General features: G+C 38.5%; 13 protein-coding genes. 4 read left to right on the top strand and 9 right to left on the bottom strand.

Going from position 1 to position 22,355, the window contains the following annotated elements; translation table 11 throughout:
- Positions 1-22: 22 nt before the first annotated feature.
- The 3 genes from DVR12_RS17115 to DVR12_RS17105 are packed head-to-tail and all read right to left on the bottom strand — an operon-like array spanning position 23 to position 3,972.
- On the bottom strand, positions 23-1,612 hold the full coding sequence (locus tag DVR12_RS17115; RefSeq protein WP_116977010.1) for an MFS transporter: 1,590 nt from the start codon (positions 1,610-1,612) through the stop codon (positions 23-25).
- Complete coding sequence (locus DVR12_RS17110) at positions 1,605-2,669, bottom strand: HlyD family secretion protein (protein ID WP_116977009.1); 1,065 nt, start codon at positions 2,667-2,669, stop codon at positions 1,605-1,607. The genes DVR12_RS17115 and DVR12_RS17110 overlap by 8 nt, the downstream gene beginning before the upstream one ends.
- Before the next feature lie 4 nt (positions 2,670-2,673).
- Positions 2,674-3,972 (bottom strand): TolC family protein, encoded by a 1,299-nt coding sequence (locus DVR12_RS17105; RefSeq protein WP_233522416.1) that lies wholly within the window; start codon positions 3,970-3,972, stop codon positions 2,674-2,676.
- A 179-nt stretch (positions 3,973-4,151) separates the two neighbouring features.
- Between DVR12_RS17105 and DVR12_RS17100 the strand changes: the two genes are divergently transcribed.
- Positions 4,152-4,937, top strand: a complete 786-nt coding sequence (locus DVR12_RS17100; RefSeq protein WP_116977007.1) for a helix-turn-helix domain-containing protein — start codon at positions 4,152-4,154, stop codon at positions 4,935-4,937.
- A gap of 37 nt (positions 4,938-4,974) precedes the next feature.
- Here DVR12_RS17100 and DVR12_RS17095 read toward each other — a convergent pair whose 3' ends face one another.
- Both DVR12_RS17095 and DVR12_RS17090 read right to left on the bottom strand, forming a co-directional pair.
- On the bottom strand, positions 4,975-5,688 hold the full coding sequence (locus tag DVR12_RS17095; RefSeq protein ID WP_147323474.1) for a hypothetical protein: 714 nt from the start codon (positions 5,686-5,688) through the stop codon (positions 4,975-4,977).
- 10 nt (positions 5,689-5,698) lie between these two features.
- Positions 5,699-9,991 (bottom strand): DUF6443 domain-containing protein, encoded by a 4,293-nt coding sequence (locus tag DVR12_RS17090; RefSeq protein WP_116977005.1) that lies wholly within the window; start codon positions 9,989-9,991, stop codon positions 5,699-5,701.
- A 342-nt stretch (positions 9,992-10,333) separates the two neighbouring features.
- On the opposite strand from DVR12_RS17090, the gene DVR12_RS17085 reads away from it, so the two are divergent.
- The 3 genes from DVR12_RS17085 to DVR12_RS17075 all read left to right on the top strand — a co-directional run bounded on the left by DVR12_RS17085 (position 10,334) and on the right by DVR12_RS17075 (position 14,600).
- Positions 10,334-11,185, top strand: coding sequence for a hypothetical protein (locus tag DVR12_RS17085; RefSeq protein WP_147323473.1), 852 nt, complete (start codon positions 10,334-10,336; stop codon positions 11,183-11,185).
- Between the two features lie 324 nt (positions 11,186-11,509).
- Positions 11,510-13,111 (top strand): NAD(P)/FAD-dependent oxidoreductase, encoded by a 1,602-nt coding sequence (locus DVR12_RS17080; protein WP_116977003.1) that lies wholly within the window; start codon positions 11,510-11,512, stop codon positions 13,109-13,111.
- A gap of 4 nt (positions 13,112-13,115) precedes the next feature.
- The gene (locus DVR12_RS17075; RefSeq protein WP_116977002.1) at positions 13,116-14,600 is read left to right on the top strand and encodes a hypothetical protein; all 1,485 of its coding nucleotides are present in this window, start codon (positions 13,116-13,118) and stop codon (positions 14,598-14,600) included.
- 82 nt (positions 14,601-14,682) lie between these two features.
- Here DVR12_RS17075 and DVR12_RS17070 read toward each other — a convergent pair whose 3' ends face one another.
- From DVR12_RS17070 to DVR12_RS17055, 4 genes are read right to left on the bottom strand one after another with little or no spacing between them, the layout of a single operon-like run.
- Positions 14,683-15,723: a SusE domain-containing protein gene (locus tag DVR12_RS17070; protein WP_116977001.1), complete on the bottom strand. Its 1,041-nt coding sequence runs from the start codon at positions 15,721-15,723 to the stop codon at positions 14,683-14,685.
- An 18-nt stretch (positions 15,724-15,741) separates the two neighbouring features.
- Entirely contained in the window at positions 15,742-17,316 is a 1,575-nt protein-coding gene (locus DVR12_RS17065) for a RagB/SusD family nutrient uptake outer membrane protein (RefSeq protein ID WP_116977000.1), read from the bottom strand.
- 17 nt (positions 17,317-17,333) lie between these two features.
- The gene (locus tag DVR12_RS17060; protein WP_116976999.1) at positions 17,334-20,306 is read right to left on the bottom strand and encodes a SusC/RagA family TonB-linked outer membrane protein; all 2,973 of its coding nucleotides are present in this window, start codon (positions 20,304-20,306) and stop codon (positions 17,334-17,336) included.
- A gap of 49 nt (positions 20,307-20,355) precedes the next feature.
- The gene (locus tag DVR12_RS17055) at positions 20,356-22,209 is read right to left on the bottom strand and encodes an alpha-amylase family glycosyl hydrolase (protein ID WP_116976998.1); all 1,854 of its coding nucleotides are present in this window, start codon (positions 22,207-22,209) and stop codon (positions 20,356-20,358) included.
- Positions 22,210-22,355 lie beyond the last annotated feature (146 nt).

The raw sequence follows: 22,355 nt of genomic DNA, 5'->3' as shown, positions 1-22,355 counted from the left end.
TTCATGTATCAAAATATTTTCATTAAGCCGGGCTTAATCTTCGGGAACGCAGGTAAACTACGGTTCTATTCAGGTAAGGCCAAAGTGCTATTAATAGTAGGGTTGCAACAATCAGGCAACTGATCAATTCATAATAATCCATCGCAAAACGTATCTGATCCTGCTTATTGAGCGAGGCAACCAGCATTTTATTGGCTCCTTTAATAGCCCGGCTGGCCGGCATTCCTTTAGTTTCTAAGATATGAGCCTGTTTATGCAAAGTGGCCCGTACTACCGGGTCAATTTTCGTAAGATGGTCCTGAAAGGCATTATAATGCCTGCTTCTACCTAATAATTCAAAATAATTGATCAATGCAATACTTACACAGAAACCAAGATACCTGATCAACAGCCCTATAGAGGCAGCCGACCCTCCAATTGCTACAGGCACTGAGGAAATAATGTATATAATTGTTGGCACCATGATCATACCCACCCCAAGGCCCTGGACAAATAAGGGAATAAAGTATTTCCATTCATCTGCCTGCACATCAAACAAAAAATACATACTAACATGAAACCCCAACAGGCAAACAAAACCGGGAATCCACATTCTGCGAATCCTCATTTTTTGTAAGGCCATACAACATGCTATGATTACTCCTACAACAATTCCTCCCATGTTCAGCAAATTGATATAAGAAACATGAAACGGATCAAACCCCAGTACTGTAGTATAAAACGAGTTGGTAATCCCCGAAGCAAACCGACATATATACATCACAAATAAAACGACTAATCCCATTCTGAAATTCCTATACCTGAATACCTGTAAATGCAGGTAGGGTCGCCTCATCTTCCATTGTCTTACAAGATATATCACTGCCAATACTCCGATCACCATTACACTATTTCGAATTCGGAGGTCCTGTAACCAATAATATTCCTGCCCGTAAATCATGATATACCCCAATAATACCAGGACTATTGTATATAATGCAAAGCTTTGCCAGTCGAGGTTCCATAAAGGGAAACGAACATTTAGCCTGACGTTATTCATTGTAAGTAATAACAGAAACAGGCAGGGAGCATAGGCAAATAAGGTAGCTTTATAAACTACTCCAAAATTGTAAGCATCTATCAAATCTGCTGTCACGAAGTTATTGAACGGAACTGCGCATAACAAAAATCCAAAGAATACCGAGAAGCCCACTTCTCTTGCCCTTTCACTTTGCAAGCGGGTAAACATCAGCGATAAAGATAGGTTTACAGTGCATGCAAATAATAATCCCTGCAAGAATCTTATCGGAAAAAATATATAAAGTTCATGAACCTGATAACAGATAAAGCAGCTAAGGATTTGAAGAAAGGTAATAATAATAAAATACTCCCTTGTGGCCAGGAATACAAAGAACCGTCTTTCCAAATTGTAAAAACCTACATATCCGGCATAAAATAATGCAACGGCAAACTGAATATCGGCCGGCTCACTGCCATAAAAACCGGCAGCCGCATTGATGTTGGCCAACGGCAAAAAAAATAAAACTATATTAGGCAGAATCAGCAGAAAAAGACTGGCCCTTATCAACCACTCTGGTGCCCAATGTTTGAATATGGGAATTCCACTATCCATGATACTGTTTTTTGGGGCGATAAACATTTACATTCATCCCTACTTTTAATCTGTCTGTTGCCGTACGACTCCCATCCACACGTATTCTTACCGGAATACGCTGTACAATTTTCACATAGTTGCCTGTTGAATTATCGGGAGGTAATAAAGAGAAACTGGAACCGGTAGCTGGAGAAAGACTTATTATAGTGCCTTTAAACTTCCTGTCGGGATATGCATCCGCAATAATTTCAACAGTATCACCTATCTCCATATTGGCAACCTGCGTTTCTTTAAAATTCGCCACCACCCATTTATCTGTTTCATTATTGACGATATATGCCAGCACTTCACCGGCATCAATCATCTGCCCCGCTTCTATCGTTCTTCTACCCATCCGTCCATCATAGGAAGCGGTAATGACGGTATAACTTACATCCAGTTTATGCCGGTCGAGCAAGGCATGCAAGCGTTGAATTTCTGCCTGTACTACTTCTTTCTCAGCCTTCACGTCTGTGATGCGAGAATTGGCAGCACTATAATTTTCTTCAGCAGATTTGTATTCGCTGTTATTAACATCCAGTGAAGCTTCGATATTCTCCAATTGCTGCCTGGTAGCTGCTTCTTCCTTATACATCTGCTTATAACGGTCGTACTCGAGCTGTTGTTTCCAAACTTTAGCTTTTGCCCCGGCTATCTGGGCATTTGCAGCACCGGCAGTTTTCTCCAATGTATGAATGTTACTTTCCAATACCTCCAACTGGGCCTGTGATTTGCGAAGAGCAGATGCTGTTTGCTCTTGTTGCAGTATATATTCGCGGTTATCTATGATCAGCAATGTATCTCCTTTTTTCACATGCTGGTTCTCTTCAAATTTAACAGCTACGATAAATCCACCTGCTCTGGAAATAACCGGGTTTACATATTCCTGTACCTGTGCATCGTTGGTTTCTTCATACTTATAGTAATGCCAGATTGTAACACCGCCCCAAATGGTTAATGCCAATACAATAAGGCCTGCCATCCAGCCTGTGATTTTTGTAATCAGTCTGTCTGTTACGATATATTTCTTTTTCATTTTATTAAAGGATACCTGTAATATGTTGGAGTAAGTAGTATTTATTTTGTGCAAGAACTTTTGCGGCGGCAAGTTCAAATCTGGATTCTAACAACTTAACATCTGCATCCAGCAGATCTGTTACCAGAGAAGCCTGGTTGAAATAGGAGACTTTTATTATGCGGGCATTTTCTTCTGCCCTTTGCACATTCTTTCCGGCTACATCTATCTGCACCAATGCTTCCTTATAACGCAGAAATGCTTCTTTCACCTGCTGCCTTACCTTATCTTCAGTATCGTGATGCGCTTCTTCTTCCTTCTCCAGCTCTAATTTCGCAGATTGAAGTTTATAGGTATTATGATAAAGTGATGAAATGGGGAAAGATACCTTTACTCCTGTAACTCCCAATGAGTACCAGGAAGGGTTGTATGGATATAAAAAGATTTGTGGATTAGCATAGGAGAAATCACCGTACCACCCGACTTTAGGCCTGACATTCGACTTTACCTGTTGAACATGCAATTCACCCAGATGTGTTTCTGATTCCGAAATATGCCAGGCATAAGAGTGTTGTAAAGCCTGAGCAAGATAATCGGAATATACACCTACATCAACTGGCAATTGGGTTAATTCCGGTCTTACTACTTTTTCATCCGGCTCGCCAATAATAATATTCAGCTTCTGATTGGCTATAAGGATGTCGTTCTCAATTTTTACCAGTGTAAGCTGGCGTTTCGATAAATCCAGTTCCACCCGCAGCACGTCACTTTTCAGAACAGTGCCGTTTCGATAAAACGATTGAATCTCCTTTAGCTGCTTCTCCTGATCTGCAATATCTTTTAATATAAGCTCTTTAAAGATCAGTGCCTGTTGCAATTCGAGGTACCGGGCCGCTACCTGGTAGCGGATACCGGATATTGTTTCGGCTTCGCGTATACCTGCCAGTTGATGCAGGATTTTATCTTCCTCTATTTTAAGATTAAGCTTATTTCCATTGTAAATATTCATGTAGAGGTCGGCCCCTACTTTATATAAATTATGAATTACCTCATGTTGAGAAGTAGGTTTTGTGAAGACACCATTGCCATAAATAGGAATATTGGTTGCTTTTTCAGCGCTCCCCATTACTTCCAGTTCGGGTAGCCTTTCTCTTTGGGCATCCAGGATTTCAGTACTGGCAATAGCTGTTGCCTTTTTACTGATGGCTATTTTCCGGCTGTATATTTCAGCTTTTTGCCATGTTTGCGCCAATGAAATGGTGAGTGTATCATTTACTTGTTGCGCATAAATTTGGATCGGGTAAACTGCCAGTAATACACACATGACAACGATCCTATTTTTATAATTCATATAATTGGGAACCTGAGTTCAGTATCTGTGATGCAAAATTAAATCGCCCGTTGATTTGTCATTTCAGATAAATAGTCATTCTTTTCATCATTCCGGCCAAAATTATCCATACCTTTGTTGGCAAGCATTTCAGGTCAAAAAAAGTTAAAAACATGGGGCTGATAGCATCATTACCGGAAATAAATAAGCAGCGTAACGCAGTGTTTGTTATGCATGAAAAATCGGAGAAACTAATTCCCTTACATACTCATAATAAAGGACAGCTTAGTTATGTAGAAGGAGGAATTGCCTACATTACTATCGACTATAAAACATATGTAGTACCTGCCAGACATTATTTCTGGATTCCACAGGGTATGCCTCATATTTTACGAATTGGCAACTCTGCAACAGTGCTTAGGTCGCTTTACTTCTATGCCCATGACGATGAAAGCAACCCTTTTTATAAAAAGCTGGGAATTTATCCGGCCAGTGAGTTATTAATACAAATGATCAATTATTCTGAGCGCTGGGATGGCAAGCACGTAACACCGAAGGATGATAACTTTGAATTTCTCGTAGCCTTAAAAAAGCTATTACCGCAGTTAAACAACAAGGCATTACCCATTATTCTTCCAACTACAGATAATGAACAAATGCAACCGATTATCAGGTTTCTGGAAAAAAATATTGGAGAAAAGTTAACATTAGAAGATGTCTCCAAAAAATTCAATATCAGTGAACGATCATTATCAAGGCTTTTTCAATCATCAATTCACATTTCCTTTCTGCAATATTTAAAAACACTACGCATGGTAAAGGCGATAGAATTGATACTCAAAAGCAATAAGCCAATTAGTGAGATTGCTTATAATGTTGGATATACATCTATTAGTTCTTTTAGTGATGCTTTTCATGAGTTTACCAATTCGAGGCCTTCAGATTTCAGGAAGAGTTAATGATCACTATTCTCTTTATATCCAACTCATGAAAAAATTAATTAATTTTTTCATACCTGTTACCTCTCCAGACCAACTTTTTCCCTTCAATTCCAATTATCTGTCCTTCCATATCCATTGCCTCATAAAAACATTGGTTAAAGTTATTGAGCGTGATTGTAAAGAAGTTTGCATTATTATCTTTAGCCTGATAATTCTCAAAAATCATAAAATTGGTGCGTTGAAAATTTCCTTTTCCAAAATCTACATTGGGCTCAATATTCTGGAGGCTCAAACCAAAATTGATTCTCGGTATTCTCACATTTGGAATTGCAAATTCAGGTTTGTTAATTTTTAATACCTGATCATATTTCGAATAGGGAATTAAATTGAAAACAAAATTTTTATAATCCAATGCATCATCTTTCGGCAATATTATCCTGAAGTAAACAGAATCTTTAGTACCTCTCAGGCTTTCAACAATTGAGTAGTTTATCTTATTAAAATCAGGTTTATTGTGTAATTCTATAAACCCGGCACGTTGGTTCCAGATACCACTAGCTATAGTATCACACATCGGAATAAGCACATCATTTGCCGGTATATAGTTTCTCAGACAATAAAAAGTTTTATCGGCATTAAAAATTAATAGCTCCTTTCCATTTTCCTTCTGATACTTTCCTTCTATTCCAAATTTTGATGCGTAGATTACCTGCTGATGGGCACAGGAGAAAAGAATTATGCCCATCAGCAGTAAAGCTAAAATTTTCAAAAAATGATTTTTAGTAAGCCGCATTTCCATCTTCTCCAAGAATTGATTTTAATGATTCTATATTAATATCGCTTAACATAAAAGCTCTTCTGGTTGCCGGATAACCAAGTGGATCAAGAGAAAACTGTGTTTGATAGGCATTTACCTCTAATTCTTGTCTTCTACCTACACTTGCATATTTTAACCTACCCTTAGTATTGGGGCTTTCCGAAAAGCTTAATCCACCTGCAGCCAGACTTTGTCCTATATGTCTTATTTCATGAATATATAATCCATCATTACTACCCTGAATCACAACATCTTTATTCTCAATTCCATTTTCTGCCTCACGTTTATAAACTGTATGCATAATACTTCCATTACCAGGCTTTTCAAATGTATAATTGTAATTTTCATCGGTACGCAGTGAATTAATATCAGCTAAAGACTGAGATAATAAGTTATTTCTGGTCCACATTTCAACTATATTATTAATATTCCAGTTAGTAGACCTCTCTAATTTGGTAATTCTTTTATTGGCTTTCTTAACATCTTTCCTACCAGCAATCTTACCCGATCCAATATCATTTTTCAACTGTTCAATTTCCTTGTTATTATTAGCTATTTTAGTTTGTGAGTCCTGGCTCGATTGATTATTTTCGTCCATTTGAGTATTTAATGATTTCTCAATCCTTGCGGCAATTCTCTGATCAACTGCTTTGGGGATAGAATCGCCCAGTGGATCAGATTTACTGATAGGATTATTATCCATCATTGCATACAAACTTATATTTCCTGTAGGCTTAGGATCTATTTGCCAGAACCTTCCGATCTGCGGATCAAGCGTTCTGTAAAATGCATCATAAGTATTTAAATCGAACTCCGTTGTGTGTTCTATGCCATTAAACTTCTTTCTGTTTTCAGGATAGGCCTTTCCTCTTAACGCACTTGAACTTATCCCTGCCATTATCAGTCCAAACGGGTAATAATGGGTTTCCTCCAATAAAGGGCCTGGCGTAGCCAGAATAGCCAGATCATCGAAATAAACATCCTGAACACTCTCATTACTGGTATATACATAAAGATAACCTGATTTCTTCATGGTCATTTTATCCTGGCCAAGTATTTGAAGCTGATCTGGTTCAGCCTTTACCTGTTTTACACCACTATTTTCTTCAATTAAATTGAATTGATCATCAAAAAGCACAAAATTTAAATACGCTTTTGGTCTGTCAACCTTCACTTGATCTTTCTCCTTCTGTTTCAAACGTTGGTAATCGTTATTATAGAACCCGGCAGTAAATGGAGTTGAATTATTATCAGCCAACACATTATGATCTCCTCCCTGTTTAGCTCCGGAGTTAAATGCAGATATAAGATCTGCCAGCATGTTCTCCGCAGTAGCCATTTTATTGTTTTCAGAATTAGGGCCGTTAGATTTATAAAATGCTTTTGTCCCTATCTGTATAGTATCTCCTGCCATTACCCTCAAAACCAGCGACGGACCAATTTTCTTTCCGTTAGCTGCCGCGCTGAGCTTAGCTACTGACTGATTTGTTTTAGCATTTTCTGAAGGGAATCCTACAGGTTTTGCTGCCCTGGTTTCATCGATATTGCTAAACAATGCAGTTTCATTTATTGCGTTACCAGTTTCCATTGTAGCTGCATACATACTAAAATCGCTCTGCTCCGTCAATACCATTCTTACATTTCCCAAATGATCTTTTATAAAATAATCGTTTGTATAGGCAACTGGTTGCCCCGATTTATAAATAGCCCTGATTCTGCCTTCTTCATGACTAACAAATTGCAGTGTGTCATTCTGATAAATAAATGCTCCCAAATAGTCAGTAGTTGTAACCTTTGCCGGAGTAACGGTATTATCAGTCACAATCTTCCTATACCTGTTACCTGCTGCATCATAAAGATAACTGATGGTTCCCTTTCCGGTAACGGTGATGGTACTAGGTAAATTTAAATGATTGTAGGTTATTGTATTAATTCCTTTATTAAAATCACTTGTAAGATTTCCATTATAATCGTAGCTATAATCACTTAGGCCCGATCCATTTATTTCCTTGAAATCTCCCAATGTAGAGGAAGGATCGTTAAAGGCGTCAGCTACTCCTTGCAGGCGATTACTTACCTGATTCTGCAGATAACTATAAGTCAACTGATCTATTGTAGTGCTTGCCCCTCCTTTTAATCCACGCTGCATCATCGAAAGAATATTACCGTTTGCATCATATGCAGATGCAGGATCAATACCATCACCCATTTTCACACTGAAATCCACAACTGAGTTGCTCCAGCTGCCTGTGTTATTCTGTGTAAAATCGGCCTTCATTAATCGGTTGGTTGGATCATAGTTGTAGCCATAAGCTCGTGCAATTCCATCACTTTTACTTTTCCATTTTATTCCAGCGATATTACCATTATATTGGTTTGCCTGAAACCCTTCGTCATAACTTAAATCCTGCCCGAACCAATTGCTTGAACTACCTGAAGTATTTACAAAATTCTTATTGATCGATTTTACCCACCCACGAATATTATATTCGAAATTCAATGTTTCAATTGGCACACCACTTTTTACTCCCAGATTTTTATCTTTCAACTGCCCCAACTCATCATAATTATTCATTGCGATTATACTTTGAGTAGCTGCATTATCATTCAACTGTTTGGAGACCTGAGTTAATCGACCCACCTTATCATAGTTCATGGAAGTAAGCAAGGTAGACTGCGGAGTAAGCGTACTTTTAATATTATTATGTCTCTGATATTGACTTAGCAATTTACCATTGAAGTCATAAAGATTTGTTGTAACATCCTGCCCATTATTAATATTATTGGATACCATTTGAACCAGCCTACCCTTATCTGTATAATAATTACTTGCTGTCAACCATGTTTCAGTTCCTAATACTCTTTGTTTAGAACCAGTAATTAAACCTCTTGTGAAGGTGGTGGCAGCCGTAGTAGGCTCGGCATAAAGATTTGTTCCTGCCTGCGGTTTGGAATAATCTGAGGTTACCGGACTAATTGCTCCACTATAACTGTAATTATCATAATAAGTATAGGTTAATGGAGTAAGATCCGATGTAGAAATATTAGGCTGCGGATTAGATGCAGTAATTACATTCATTGTCGTTTGCAGAACTTCTCTTGTAGCATTAGATTTATAGAATCCTGTCATAGAAGGTCTGTTGATCACATCATAATATGTAACCATCCACTGGGGAGTAGTACCCAACTTCAAGTTCCCATCCCGGCTAAATACCAGCCTGTCTCTTGTATCATATACAAATTCAGTAGAATCAGCTCCCGGTATTTTCTTTACTATCAATCTGTTTCTTCCATCATATCTATATAAATAACAAAGCTCCTGCAAAACATCAGACGTTAATGTCCAGTTACTTTTAATTAGCTCTACTGCTTTAGGCGGAATCACACAACGGACATTACCAACATTATCATATACATAATAGGTACATAACCAATTATTATGTCCATCTGCTGCTCCGGAAACCAATTCTTCCTTTTTCAGGATAGGACGGCCTTCTTTATCTATAAATTCTATGACCTTATTTCCACGTTCATCTATAGTCATTTCTTTAAAAAGCTGCCCCCCCTCGTAAACTTGTGTACTTACAGGAATTATCGAACTTGAAGGAAGTACCCATATTCTAACTCCATCAGCAACAGTATTCAAAAGATGACTTTGAATAATAGGTTTATTGCCACCTGTTTTTGCCCAGTTATTTCCAGGGGCATAGGACTTCTGAACTCGATTTAAAGGAGATGCATCGTATTCTAACTGGCGATAAAAAATTGTTTCCCCACTAATGCCGGGATTCAGACCGGTATTCTGATAAAATGATTGTTGGGCACTAAAAGGATCTGTTTTAAACTTTCCATCAGAACTATTGCCTGTTTGTGCAGTATAAGGGAGATATTTATACTCCTCCCGGCCCAAAGCATCATAAACAAATGGAGTTACTATATCCTTACCTGAAGGACTAATTCCTTTATTCACAGTTTGGACAGGCCTCCCCAACCCATCAACATAATAAGTGCTCTGCTTAACAGCGCCAATATCTGTAGCTCCCATAACAGCAGCCGGGTCGGATGTTTGCATTGAAGGTTCCCAGGTACGAATAAAACTTATGGCTGTATTCGTATATCCGGCAGGTGGTGTTGCAGGAATAGCAGAAGGCTTTGTTGAATTAGTAGGGATATTTTGTGCTGTAGCAACCAACATAATAAGCTGGCCAACCAGAAACAATGCACCATGTCTGGCATAGGGAAAACTAGTTTTCATATTGATACAATTAACAGAATACTGTTTAATATTGGGAAATAGGGTACTAAAAACGCAATGAAGTATTTACTGAATTATTTTATGGGTCAATAAAAAATTCAGTTCCAATATTGGCCAGGTCAACTCATCAAGGTCAAACATCATACTTTTTAAAATAGCCTTTTATCACAATAGCTATCTTTCACTATGCAGGAATGGCTTAACAAAACTGATTGAACTTTAAAAGTCAATCCACTAATATTAAAGATATATTTTTATCTCAATTAATGGTAACCTACAATGCTTATTAACAAAAAAAAATTCTAATATATTCAATCTCAACTCTTTTCAGTAATTTCAAAGATGCGTAAACTGATTCTATACATCGTCTTAAGTATGCTGATTGGGGAAGTAGCTGCTCAAACTACCAATCCGCAGATTTTAGGTTATCTGAACAGTAAACATATCAGGGAAGCTTCTGGTATTGCTTCCAGCATACCACTTAAAAACTGCTATTGGACGCATAATGATAGCGGTAATGACCCGGAAGTTTTTTTGCTGGATGATCAGGCCAAACTAATTGCAACCGTATATCTTACCAATGCCAGTAATCGTGATTGGGAAGATATAGCCGAAGGCATTGGACCTCAAAAAGGTAAACATTACGTATATGTTGGAGATATTGGCGATAACTTTGCAATACGCAAACATATCAAAATATATCGGTTTCCTGAACCCAATAAAATAGAGCCATACACCAAAATAAAAATGAAGGCTGATGAGCTTAAACTTCAGTATCCTGATGGTGCAAAAGACGCTGAGAGTTTAATGATTGACCCTATTAGTAAGCAGATTTATATAGTCAGCAAACGTGAAAAAGAAGTAACACTATATAAGACTAAAAAACTTTTATTTAAAGATGGCGATACTGCCACCCTGCAACCACTTATTCGCCTCCCTTATACCTGGGTTACAGCAGGCGATATTTCCAAAGATGGCCACCATATTGTAATTAAAACGCTTACACATGTCTATTATTGGCATCGTGAAACCGGTGAGTCAGTAGAAGCAGCAATGAAAAAACCTGCAAAAGAACTTCCTTATTTGGTAGAAAAACAGGGAGAAGGGATCAGTATTCTACCCAATAACGACGGGTATGTTACTATTAGTGAAGGTAAAGGTGCCCCACTCTATTATTATAAATGGAAGTTTTAATTTAAACCATTCGATATGCTTTACAACCCCTTATAACACACTGCAATTTCCATCAATTATATTGGCTGAAATGCCATTTCAGTAACTCCTTCTATACTTGTGTAACGCAGGCAGCAATTACTATCTGCTGCTAACCCATCGTTATATATACCCGTTAAGCGACTGTTTTTAATCGAGCATTCGTAATAAAACTATTTTGATATGCCACTACTTTACAGGTTCCGATTTTCTCGAACGCGGGGAATGCCACTCCGGTAATGTGACAGAAATCTTAGTTCGATACTTACCTCAGAAAACCATTTTCATCAATAACCTCATTCGCTCATGCAAAAGAAAGCTATCATCGTAGGCGCAGGCCCTGCCGGACTCACAGCCGCCTATGAACTCTTACAAAGAACAGATATTATCCCGATTGTTTTGGAAAAAAGCACAGATATTGGTGGGATCTCTAAAACTGTTAATTACAAAGGTAATCGTATTGATATTGGTGGCCACCGATTCTTCTCAAAATCGGACCGCGTTATGGACTGGTGGATGACAATGATGCCATTAGATAAGGAAGCTTCTGAAATCTTCTCTATCAGCTATCAGAACAAAACCAGAGAGGTTAAACCTAAACGTGCAGACAATGATTCCGACACCCTTGTAGCACAAGACCCGGATCTGATAATGTTGGTCAGACAACGCCTCTCACGCATATACTTCTTAAAACAGTTCTTCACCTATCCCATACAACTTTCTATTGAAACACTAAGTAAATTAGGATTAGTAACCACTGTTAGTATAATGTTTTCCTATTTATATGCCAGGGTATTTCCAAGAAAAGAGGAAAAAAGCCTGGAAGACTTTATGATAAACAGGTTTGGAACTACTTTATATCATCTCTTTTTTAAGGATTATACAGAAAAAGTTTGGGGCGTTGCCTGTAAAGATATTTCTGCCGAATGGGGCGCTCAACGTATAAAAGGTATCTCCATTGGTAAAGCTATCGCACATGCTATTAAAGCCACTATTGATGCTGGTAAACCCAAAGACTTAAAACAAAAAAATGTTGAAACCAGCTTAATAGAACAATTCCTGTATCCCAAACATGGACCAGGACAATTATGGGAAGAAGTTGCCCGCCAGGTTATTGAAAAAGGTGGAACAGTTTTGATGCAACACGATGTTGTAAAAATTCATACTCAAAACAATCAGATTACCGGTGTTACCGCTTTAGATAAAACAACCGGTGAAACAGTTCTGCTGGAAGGAGATTACTTTTTCTCCACCATGCCAATGCAGGAACTGATTGCCGATTTAGACGCGAATGTTCCCGCTAATGTAAAAGAAATAGCCGCCGGACTCATGTACCGCGATTTCGTAACCATAGGTATTCTGCTCAAAAACCTAAGCCTTACTGATAAAAAAACAGGCGAACAGAAACCAGCCACACTTAAAGATACCTGGATCTACATTCAGGAAAAAGATGTAAAAGTTGGAAGGTTACAATTATTTAATAATTGGAGCCCATATATGGTAAAAGACCCCGATACAACCTGGGTAGGTATGGAATACTTCTGCAACAAAGGTGATGAGTTCTGGGAACAATCCGATGAAACAATCAGAATTAAAGCAATCGAAGAACTTTGCAAAATAGGCCTGGCACAGCAATCAGATGTACTTGATGCTACAGTATTAAGAATGGAAAAAACCTATCCTGCATACTTCGGTACCTACAACCGGTTCGATGAACTGAAGGACTACATTAATTCCTACGAAAATCTTTTCCTGGTTGGTAGAAACGGTATGCACAAATACAATAACTCAGATCACTCTATGCTCACCGCAATGGTAGCTGTTGATAATATAATTGCAGGAGTTGTAACTAAAACAAATATCTGGTCTATCAATACAGAACAGGAATATCACGAAGAGAAGAAATAACTGCATGACGCTACTCCGCTTAAAAGATGAAAATAATTTTCTTTGCTTTCTGCTGGCCAATAATCGTAACAGGTTGTTGGCCGCAGTTGCATTGTTAAGTATTATTGTTAAAATTGTCATATTCAAGTATTTCTACCCACATGCCGACTATACCCCCGACAGTGATTCTTACATTGTTGCAGCCATTTCAAAATTTGATGTAGATCTCTGGCCAATTGGCTATTCAAAATTCCTTGGGCTTTTCCATCATCTTTCGAATTCTGAAACGCTGTTAGTTACTTTCCAATATTGCTTTTTGGAGCTGAGCACCTATTTATTCTTCTTCTCATTTCTGTATATTCTTAAAGAAGAAATGTTTCTTCACCGATACCTATTCCCCTTTCTGATTATAAACCCAATATTTCTGTTCATCAGCAATTACATAATAACCGAATCATTATTTATTGGTTTAAGTATCATTTGGTTTACATTACTGCTATGGATACTATACAGGCCCTCTCTGAGTCTGATTCTCATTCATGGACTCGTTTTATCTTTAGCATTTACAATTAGGTATAATGCAATATTCTATCCTGTTGTTTCATTAATTGCAATACTATTGATCTCATCAAAGTGGTGGATTAAAATAATTGGAATAATCTTACCGATTATTTTAATTGGTATGTTCATTCGGTTTACTGTGAACAAAACTTATGAAAGAACCAATGTGAGACAGTTTTCTGTATTCGGAAGCTGGCAACTTGCTAATAATGCCTTGTATCAGCTCCCATATTTACCCTTCGATACTACAGGTATTCCAAGGGAATGTAAACTGGTTCACAAACTAGCCTATGATTTTTACAGAAGCGAATTTTTCAAAATAAAGGATGCCAAACCTGCTGCCGGGGCCTATTATATGTGGGATCCTCATAGTCCGTTAAATGGATTAAAGGACCTATATGCACAAAAATTTCAGTTAGATGATTTTACCGCAAGAAGCGTAGTAGCTCCGATATATAAAGAATATGCCAGCTATCTGATTAAAAAATATCCAATAAACTTCCTCAGGTATTATTTATGTCCAAACATTATGAATTATCTCATTCCGGATTTGGAAATGATCAAACAAAACAACAGAATAAAATATAAAATTGCTTTAAGTAATCCCGGGTGGTTTAAGGAAAGTAAACGACCTAATAGCACTACTGCAGTGAAAGCCCAGGAATACATACTATATATATTCCCCTACCTGTTTCCTGCATTACATTTATTACTAATTAAAGAAGCCTTGCAGTTTTATATTAACAACAGGAGAAAAAAGAATAAACAAAATCAACTTATTAACAAATCCATTTTCATTGCGCTGGCTTTCTTTATTATTAATGCAGCATTTAGTATCGTTGCTTCTCCTGTAGTTTTTAGATACCAGATACCAGTTTATATTTTAATGATTACGTTCATTTTGTTTTTAATTGAAAAGAATTTACAAGAGGCTAAACCTGCTTCCTGATTATTCCTTCCTTCCCCTCTCTATATACAGAAAGGAGCAGATCTAATTAGTAGAAATCTGCTCCTTTCACTATCTGATACTTTTACTTCTTTTTGACTAAATAAGTATAATTACCAGCAATACTTAAACTCAACGTCACTTCATAAGTACCCGCCGCTGCTACTTTAATATTATCGCCTCCTTTATTCAGGATAGGGTCTGAAGGCTTATTATCGCCGTAGTTGATATCATAAGAATGATTGGCTCTGAATTTAAAAGCTCCGGCATTCATTTGTACAGTGCCTGTCCATGTACCTTTTGCTTCATCAAAAGTCAGGTCCACATCTGTATCCCAGCTTCCAACTGCATCACCAATCATCGACCAGGTTGTGCGGGTAGCTTGCCAGGATTTATCATCAAGATTCACAGTAATAAAGTAATAACCCGCTCCTGTAACTTTCAGATTATCGCCAGTACCAGACAATACACCACCATTATTTGTGCTGGTGCCTCCATAATTTGTACCATCCCATGAAGGCAGTGAAGTGATTTTAAATAAAGTAGAACCCGATGGAAACCATACATAGCCTTCGTAGTTTTTATCTGATTTAAACGATGCTAATTTAGGCCCTGTTGCCGGCGTCCATGCCTGGAAATCGCCCGCTACATACATAGATGGATATTCAACCAAATCCTGGTACGACGAAACAACCAGGGCCTTTGCATTAGAGTAGGTTGGTGGATAGTTATCTGAAATAGTTGCACTTATTCTTACTTCTATATCAGCATAAACACCGTATTCCAACTCCAGTTGATTGGCAATTGTATTTAACATTCTAACAGTAATCGCTGTAGTTATCGAATCAGCAGGTACTACAGCCTTGTCTGCAAAATTGGTTCCTTTCCTTGCAAATTGCAGTTCGTATTTAACCACGGCATTGTAACCAAAATCAGAGGTACCTCTTTTGAATGCAATTGCCTGATCATCTGCATACTGCTTTAGAAGTATAACCGTATCCAGTGTTGCTGCAAGCGAAGGTGCAGAACCTGGCTTAGCAATCACTTTAACTTCATCTTTCTTACAGGCCCATAGTAATAAAATCAACAGACCTGAAATAAGGTATCTTGAGAAAAACATTTTCATCTGAGAGAGTTTTAAACTTTAGTAGCCTTTATTTTGCTTAAGTGTTGGATTGGCAGTAAGATCTGTTGCCGGCAGCGGATATAGTGTTCTGAAGTCCTCCACTCCTTTCCCACTTTTCACACCTCCTTTCCAGGGCCAAACATAATTACTGGATGTAAACTTCTCGAAACGGATTAAATCGGTACGGCGAAATGCTTCCCAATAAAGTTCCCTACCTCTTTCATCTAGAATGTAGTCAAGGTTATAAGACGAAATATTTCCATTCTTATTACCATATGCCCGCTCTCTCAAGGCATTGAGATAACCAAGAGCAGTAGCGTCATTACCGCCAGCGCCGCCACGTTTTACTGCTTCTGCATAAATAAGATACTGCTCCGCAAGTCTGAATAATGGGAAATCTACAGAACAGAAAGCATTACCTGGAGACGGAGGTGTCTGACCGGCTGAGGTTTTATTTCTGAATTTAATAACTCTTAATCCATCTGTAAATTCCGCCGGATTATCTATTTCTGGTTTATCACCGAAGAAAAAGGCACGCTTGTCTGTTGCCCCGCTGTAATCACCAAATAATTCGGGGAGTGCTTTAGTACTTCTGTTTCCTCCCCAACCGCTTTGTACTCCATATTGCGCGGCATTCATTGCAGGATTTACAGAAGCATTGATAATAAAGGTAGTGCCTCCGTTATTCTGCGTTTTTTCGCCATCATAAGCAATTGGTAAAATGATTTCAGGGTTATCCACATCATTATCTGCCAGAAACAAACCCTGATAACTGGTCTTCAGCGCATACCCTGCACCAATAACCTTTGAAGAATAAGTTATCGCTTCAGTATATTTTGCATTTCCTTTACCCAGATAAACTTCTGCATTCAGATAAATCCGGGCAAGTAATGCCCAAACAGCGGCCTGATCTACTCTCGCATATTCGTTTAGTTTAGGTTTTGCCACTACTGATTCTATTGCCAGAAGTTCAGATTCTACAAACTTAAAGAGGGTAGTTCTATCGGTTTGCGGTGGGATAAATTTCCCAATAGGATCTTTTTCTGTTACAAAGGGAGGATTAGCGAAAAGATCCATCAACACCCAATATTGAAATGCGCGCAGAAAGCGGGCTTCTGCTCTGAATGTTTTTATATCATCGGCCTCTTTCCCCGAAAATCCTCTGGCAGCTATTTTATCATCTCCCGATTCACGCAGGAATTCATTTGCAACGGTTACATGAAACAAGCTACGATTATATAATGCAGCTAATAAAACATTATTGCTTGTCCAATTCATGTTGTGAAAATCCGGAATTCCCGGATCGTTCCAAACGCAGGCTGCTTCTTCTGTTGGTAGCTCCTGGGCATTCCAGAATAAACGTAAAAAATCGGCCTGCCCTGGGTCAATACCTGCAAGATCAGAAGCATTGATTCCATTATTTCCCGCCAATGCAAAGCTGCCATAAACCTTTGCCAATACTTGTTTATACCCTTCCAATGTTGAGTAGGTAACATTGGCTGTTGAGGAATTGGTAGGTACTCTGTTCAAATCTTTGGTACAGGAACTTACTGCTAGTGTGAGTACAAATATTTTAAGAAAAATTCTTTTCATCATTTAATGTTTTAGAATTAAAACTCCAGGTTAGCACCCAATACAAATATTCTGGGTCTTGGATACAGGTTGTAATCAATCCCCCCATTCACTTCAGGATCCAGTCCTTTATATTTTGTAAGCACAAAAACATTCTGACAGGTTGCATTTACCCGTAGCTTAGCCTTATTTCTGAATAATGCTCCTACATCATAACCCAGATTAAGGTTATCCATTTTCAGGAATGAGGCATTAGTGATGTAGTAGTCTGATTGATATTGATTGTTATAGAAATTAGTTTTGAAAGCATCAGTAGAACTATTATTCAATATATCCAGAGGATTAAGAATACTTCTTCTTACTCCAAAATTGGAAGCAACATTATTATACACATAGTTCCCTAAATTCGCTCTCAGGCTGGTGCCCAACGTCCACCGTGCATAGCTGACCTGTGTACTAAACCCGAGAAATAAACGCGGGGCCGGCGACTTATAACGGTACATATCCTTCTGGTTGATGATCCCGTCTTTGTTCAAATCTTCGTATACCCCTTCGAGTGGTTTGCCGTTTGCATCGTAAACCTGCTTATATACATAGAAGGAAAAAGTGTTGTACCCAACGGAATGAATCTGGACCGATTGGCCGGTACCGCCGGTAATTCCGCCTGTGAGGTTACCAACGAAGCTGGAATCGGTAACAGCAGTAAGGTTTGTAATTTTATTATTGTTATAGGTTAGATTGAAGTTAACATCCCAGGTCCATTTATTATTTTGAACTGGTGTAGCACCAAGATTTAATTCAATACCCTTATTTTCAATATTTCCAACATTGGTAAGAATCTGATTACTGAAATTAGAACCAATTGGAATAGGAACGGTATTAAGCAGGTTGCTTGTTTTCTTAAAATAAACATCCACACTACCTCTCAGACGATTCTCCAACCATCCGAAATCGAGTCCTCCGTTCCAGGTTGCGGTTTGTTCCCATTTAATACCATTATCATAGGCAGCGGGCGACTGCATATTGTAATAATTGTTCCCAAATTGGTACATACTGGCATTGGTGCTTACCGAATAAATTGCCATATAGGAATAATTAGCAATTCCGTCCTGATTTCCGGTAATGCCATAGCTTAACCGCAATTTAAGATCGCTTAGTACCTTAGAATCTTTAAGCCATGCTTCTCTGTTTACTCTCCAGGTGAGCGCTGCGGATGGAAAAACACCCCAGCGGTTTTCAGGAGCAAAACGGGAAGAACCATCGGTACGTAATGACGCTGCCAGTATGTACCTGTCATTGAATGTATAGATCAGTCGTCCGAAATAAGAAATAAGTGTATTACGGGGTTTATCGAATGGAAAATTTGGAACACTTCCTTTAATTGTGTCGCCTTTGGCATTGAAGTTGGCGAAATTGTAATTCGTAGTAGCATTATCGTAATAGCCATAACCAGCCAGTACATTGATATTCGACCTAATACCGGGAATCGCCTTTACATAGTTCAGATAAAATTCACCTACTTTGTTATTTATTTTTTGGAGGAATTTATTGTTTTGTCCACTTGTATTAAATGCCTGCCCTGCGTCTGCTGCTACATAGTTCAATCCGTCTCCTTTGGAAATATCCCAACCCAGATTAGCATTGGCTCTTAGTTCAGGTAAGAAATGGAACTTATAATCGATTTCCACATTTCCATAGCTCCTTTGTACAGTTGTATTATTATTCTGCATCCTGATCAGGGAAACAGGATTTCTCGGAGCGTTCCCGTTAAGCGTAATCTCTCCGGAAGAAGGATCTTTTGAGTACCACTCAAAATAGCCGGCAAACGGACTAGCGGTATCATAAACAGGTTGGGTAGGATCAAACTGCACAGCATTGATTATAGCCTGTTGATTGGCGTAATGAGCCTTGGTAAGTGATCCTCTTGCACTTAAATTTATTTTTAAGTGATTATTAAAAAAATTAGGATTTAGGTTGATGCCTACAAAGGATCTTTTAAGATTATCTGTGATCAATAATCCCGACTGGTTCGAAAATGCCGCCGAAATACGGTAAGGCATATTTTTAGTGGAGCCGCTGATGCTTAAATTATGCTCATTACTCACCGCATTACGATAGATTTCATTCTGCCAGTTGGTATTTGCATTTCCCATTAATGCTTTTTGTTTAGGGGTACCAAGAGAATCTACGTACTTCCTGAAAAACTCTGGTGTCATTATATCTATCTTTCTATAAATAGAGCTGACTGAAAGATTAGTACTGAAATTGAATTTTAAGCTACCGCTACTTCCTTTTTTGGTGGTAATCATGATAACGCCATTAGAAGCTCTCGAACCATAAATAGCTGTAGCAGCAGCATCTTTCAATACAGTCATACTTTCTATATCATTTGGGTTGATCAGCGCCAAAGGGTTAGGCGCACCATTGATACCCGTACCACTAAAAGGCATCCCATCAATAACAATCAACGGATCATTACTGGCATTGAGAGATGAGCCACCGCGTATACGAATGGTGCTACCAACACCAGGCTGACCGCTATTGGAGGTAATTGAAACGCCGGCTATTTTTCCTACAATCAGTTGTTCGGGGGTTTGAATGTTTCCTTTCTGAAAGTCTTTCGATGAGATAGCAGAAATACTGCCGGTTACTTCCTGTTTCTGTGTTGTTCCATAACCAATAACCACAGCTTCCTGAAGATTGCGTTTGTCGTCTGTTAAAGCAACATTAATGGTATGTAGATTACCCACAACTACTTCCTTTGTCTGTTTGCCAATAAATGTAAATATCAAAACCGGGGAAGGAGTATTGATACTGAGAGAATAAAAACCCTTTTCGTTTGTTTTTGTACCATATTGGGTTCCTTTAATCTGGATGCTTACTCCCGGTAGCGATTCCAGGCTTGTAGCATCAGTGACGGTTCCACTGACCTGTACCTGGGCTTGTACAGAAAATGCACACAACAGCAATAGTAACAAAGATGTTAACTGCCGATGATAGAATTTTTTCATAACGATGTTAGAATTTGGATGATAAAAAAAGCTGTCTTAATTCCTGGTATTACTTGTATAGTTCTAGTACCCATTCCTGATGGGCGGGGATTTCGGTAGCATCATTGAAACGGATGTCTGTACCTTCAATTATGTTTTTTGCTCTGGAAAATCCATTAGTGCGCTCATTGAAATAAGAGAAATCCAATTTCCGGGGCTTATCTGAGGCATTCAACACACACATGATGGTTTGCTGGTCATTGTATCTGAAATACACATAAAGACCATCTTTAGGCGTAAACTGCATTAGTTTACCTGACTTCAATGCAGAAGAATTCTTTCTATAGGTTCCCAGTTTTTTCACCAGCTGCTGCATAGCTACCTCATCTGCCGACATACCTTTGCCGGTAAAGGCGTTCTTGCTGTCATTATTCCAGCCTCCCGGGAAATCGAGGCGTACGAGTCCATCCGGCTTAATTTCACCTGCCATTAATACTTCTGAACCATAATATAACTGCGGAATACCACGGGTTGTTAATAACCAGGTATAGGCTATTTTTTGCTTGGCCAGATCACCTTTTACTACTGAGAAAAAACGATTAAGATCGTGGTTATCCAATAACACCACATTCCTGGTTGGATCTTTATATAAAAAATCCTGGCTCAGTACATTGTAGAGATGTATTATGCCGGTACCCCATCCTTGCTCCTGGGTGAGTGAAGGAATAAGACCATTGAAGAGAGTAACAAAATCTACAGCTCCCGGCAAATTACTGGTGAAAGCATTATTAATATTATTCTGTACAAAAAATGCCTGATTAGGAGTTTGCTGTACCATCATTTCACCAAAAAGGCTGATCTGTGGGTATTCATTCATTATGGCTGCATTACACTTATTGCCAAATTCAAGATCGTTATACATATAAGTATCCAGCCTGATGGCATCTACACCAAATTCTTCGATATACCAGATAGCATTTTCAATAATAAAATTTGCAACATTGGCATTACGCTGATTCCAGTCGGGCATTTCTTTAACAAACCAACCGCTACTCATTCGTTTTTTATCGATCTGCGAAGCGTAAGGATCAAACAATGCCTGTTCTCTGGCGCTGGTACTGGTATATTCGGGCCATTGGTTCAACCAGTCTTTTGCAGGTAAATCCTGAACCAACACATGCCAGGTTCCTGTATGATTATACACTGCATCCTGTACCAGTTTCATATTTCTACGATGAAGTGAATCACTCAATGCTCTATATCCATCATTTCCTCCATACCGGGCATCAATCTTATAGTGGTTCGTAATTGCATACCCATGCTCTGTACGATTAGGCATATCATTTTCCATCACTGGTGTCATCCAAAGTGCAGAAACCCCCAGATCCTGCAGATAATCCAAATGCTTTATTACACCTTTAAAATCGCCTCCATGTCTGGCATAATAATCGGCCCGGTTGAGCGATTGATCTCTCATCCCTGATACTCTGTCATTCGTCGTATCTCCATTACTAAAGCGGTCAGGTAAAATCAGATACACTAAATCGGCGGTCGAAATTCCCTGGGCGAAGTCTTTACCCGGAATACTCTTTCTGGTTTTTAACAGCCATGAAATATGCGACTGCGCATTATCTCTGCTATATATAAAATCTACATTTCCAGGTTGAGTATGGCTCTCAATTTCAATATCTACTGCCAGGTATTTACCATTTTCGAAGGTCTGAGAACCAAGCACGCTAACTCCTGGATACTTAGTGCTTATCGTTCCTTTACTAAATGTGGTATCTGTACTTTTAAATAATAGCTGTAGCTTATTTGTTTTCATTCCAACCCACCAGTTTACCGGATAAACGACGGGCTGGTTTGCATAGGCCTTGAAAGTGGAAATGCCTATCAGCAATCCAACGACTAATTTTTTAATCATAAGTGGAATTCATGTTTGGGAAAGCTAAATTATAGAAGGAATAAGCCGAATAAATGACTGCCTATTTCTACAGCAGCCTTTTCGCTACATAAAAACTTTAGCACCGTTTTATTGTATTTGATATAAGAATATTAGTCGTTTGTATA

The sequence above is a fragment of the Chitinophaga silvatica genome, assembly GCF_003419895.1.
Lineage (GTDB): Bacteria > Bacteroidota > Bacteroidia > Chitinophagales > Chitinophagaceae > Chitinophaga > Chitinophaga silvatica.
The sequence above is the reverse complement of the archived record's forward strand: the minus strand, read 5'-3'. Positions and strand labels throughout refer to the sequence as shown.

Excerpts from the sequence above, each read along its gene's own strand:
- DVR12_RS17115 (WP_116977010.1), bottom strand. The coding sequence starts at position 1,612 with ATGGATAGTGGAATTCCCATATTCAAACATTGGGCACCAGAGTGGTTG.
- DVR12_RS17110 (WP_116977009.1), bottom strand. The coding sequence starts at position 2,669 with ATGAAAAAGAAATATATCGTAACAGACAGACTGATTACAAAAATCACA.
- DVR12_RS17105 (WP_233522416.1), bottom strand. The coding sequence starts at position 3,972 with ATGTGTGTATTACTGGCAGTTTACCCGATCCAAATTTATGCGCAACAA.
- DVR12_RS17100 (WP_116977007.1), top strand. The coding sequence starts at position 4,152 with ATGGGGCTGATAGCATCATTACCGGAAATAAATAAGCAGCGTAACGCA.
- DVR12_RS17090 (WP_116977005.1), bottom strand. The coding sequence starts at position 9,991 with ATGAAAACTAGTTTTCCCTATGCCAGACATGGTGCATTGTTTCTGGTT.
- DVR12_RS17085 (WP_147323473.1), top strand. The coding sequence starts at position 10,334 with ATGCGTAAACTGATTCTATACATCGTCTTAAGTATGCTGATTGGGGAA.
- DVR12_RS17080 (WP_116977003.1), top strand. The coding sequence starts at position 11,510 with ATGCAAAAGAAAGCTATCATCGTAGGCGCAGGCCCTGCCGGACTCACA.
- DVR12_RS17075 (WP_116977002.1), top strand. The coding sequence starts at position 13,116 with ATGACGCTACTCCGCTTAAAAGATGAAAATAATTTTCTTTGCTTTCTG.
- DVR12_RS17070 (WP_116977001.1), bottom strand. The coding sequence starts at position 15,723 with ATGAAAATGTTTTTCTCAAGATACCTTATTTCAGGTCTGTTGATTTTA.
- DVR12_RS17065 (WP_116977000.1), bottom strand. The coding sequence starts at position 17,316 with ATGAAAAGAATTTTTCTTAAAATATTTGTACTCACACTAGCAGTAAGT.
- DVR12_RS17060 (WP_116976999.1), bottom strand. The coding sequence starts at position 20,306 with ATGAAAAAATTCTATCATCGGCAGTTAACATCTTTGTTACTATTGCTG.
- DVR12_RS17055 (WP_116976998.1), bottom strand. The coding sequence starts at position 22,209 with ATGATTAAAAAATTAGTCGTTGGATTGCTGATAGGCATTTCCACTTTC.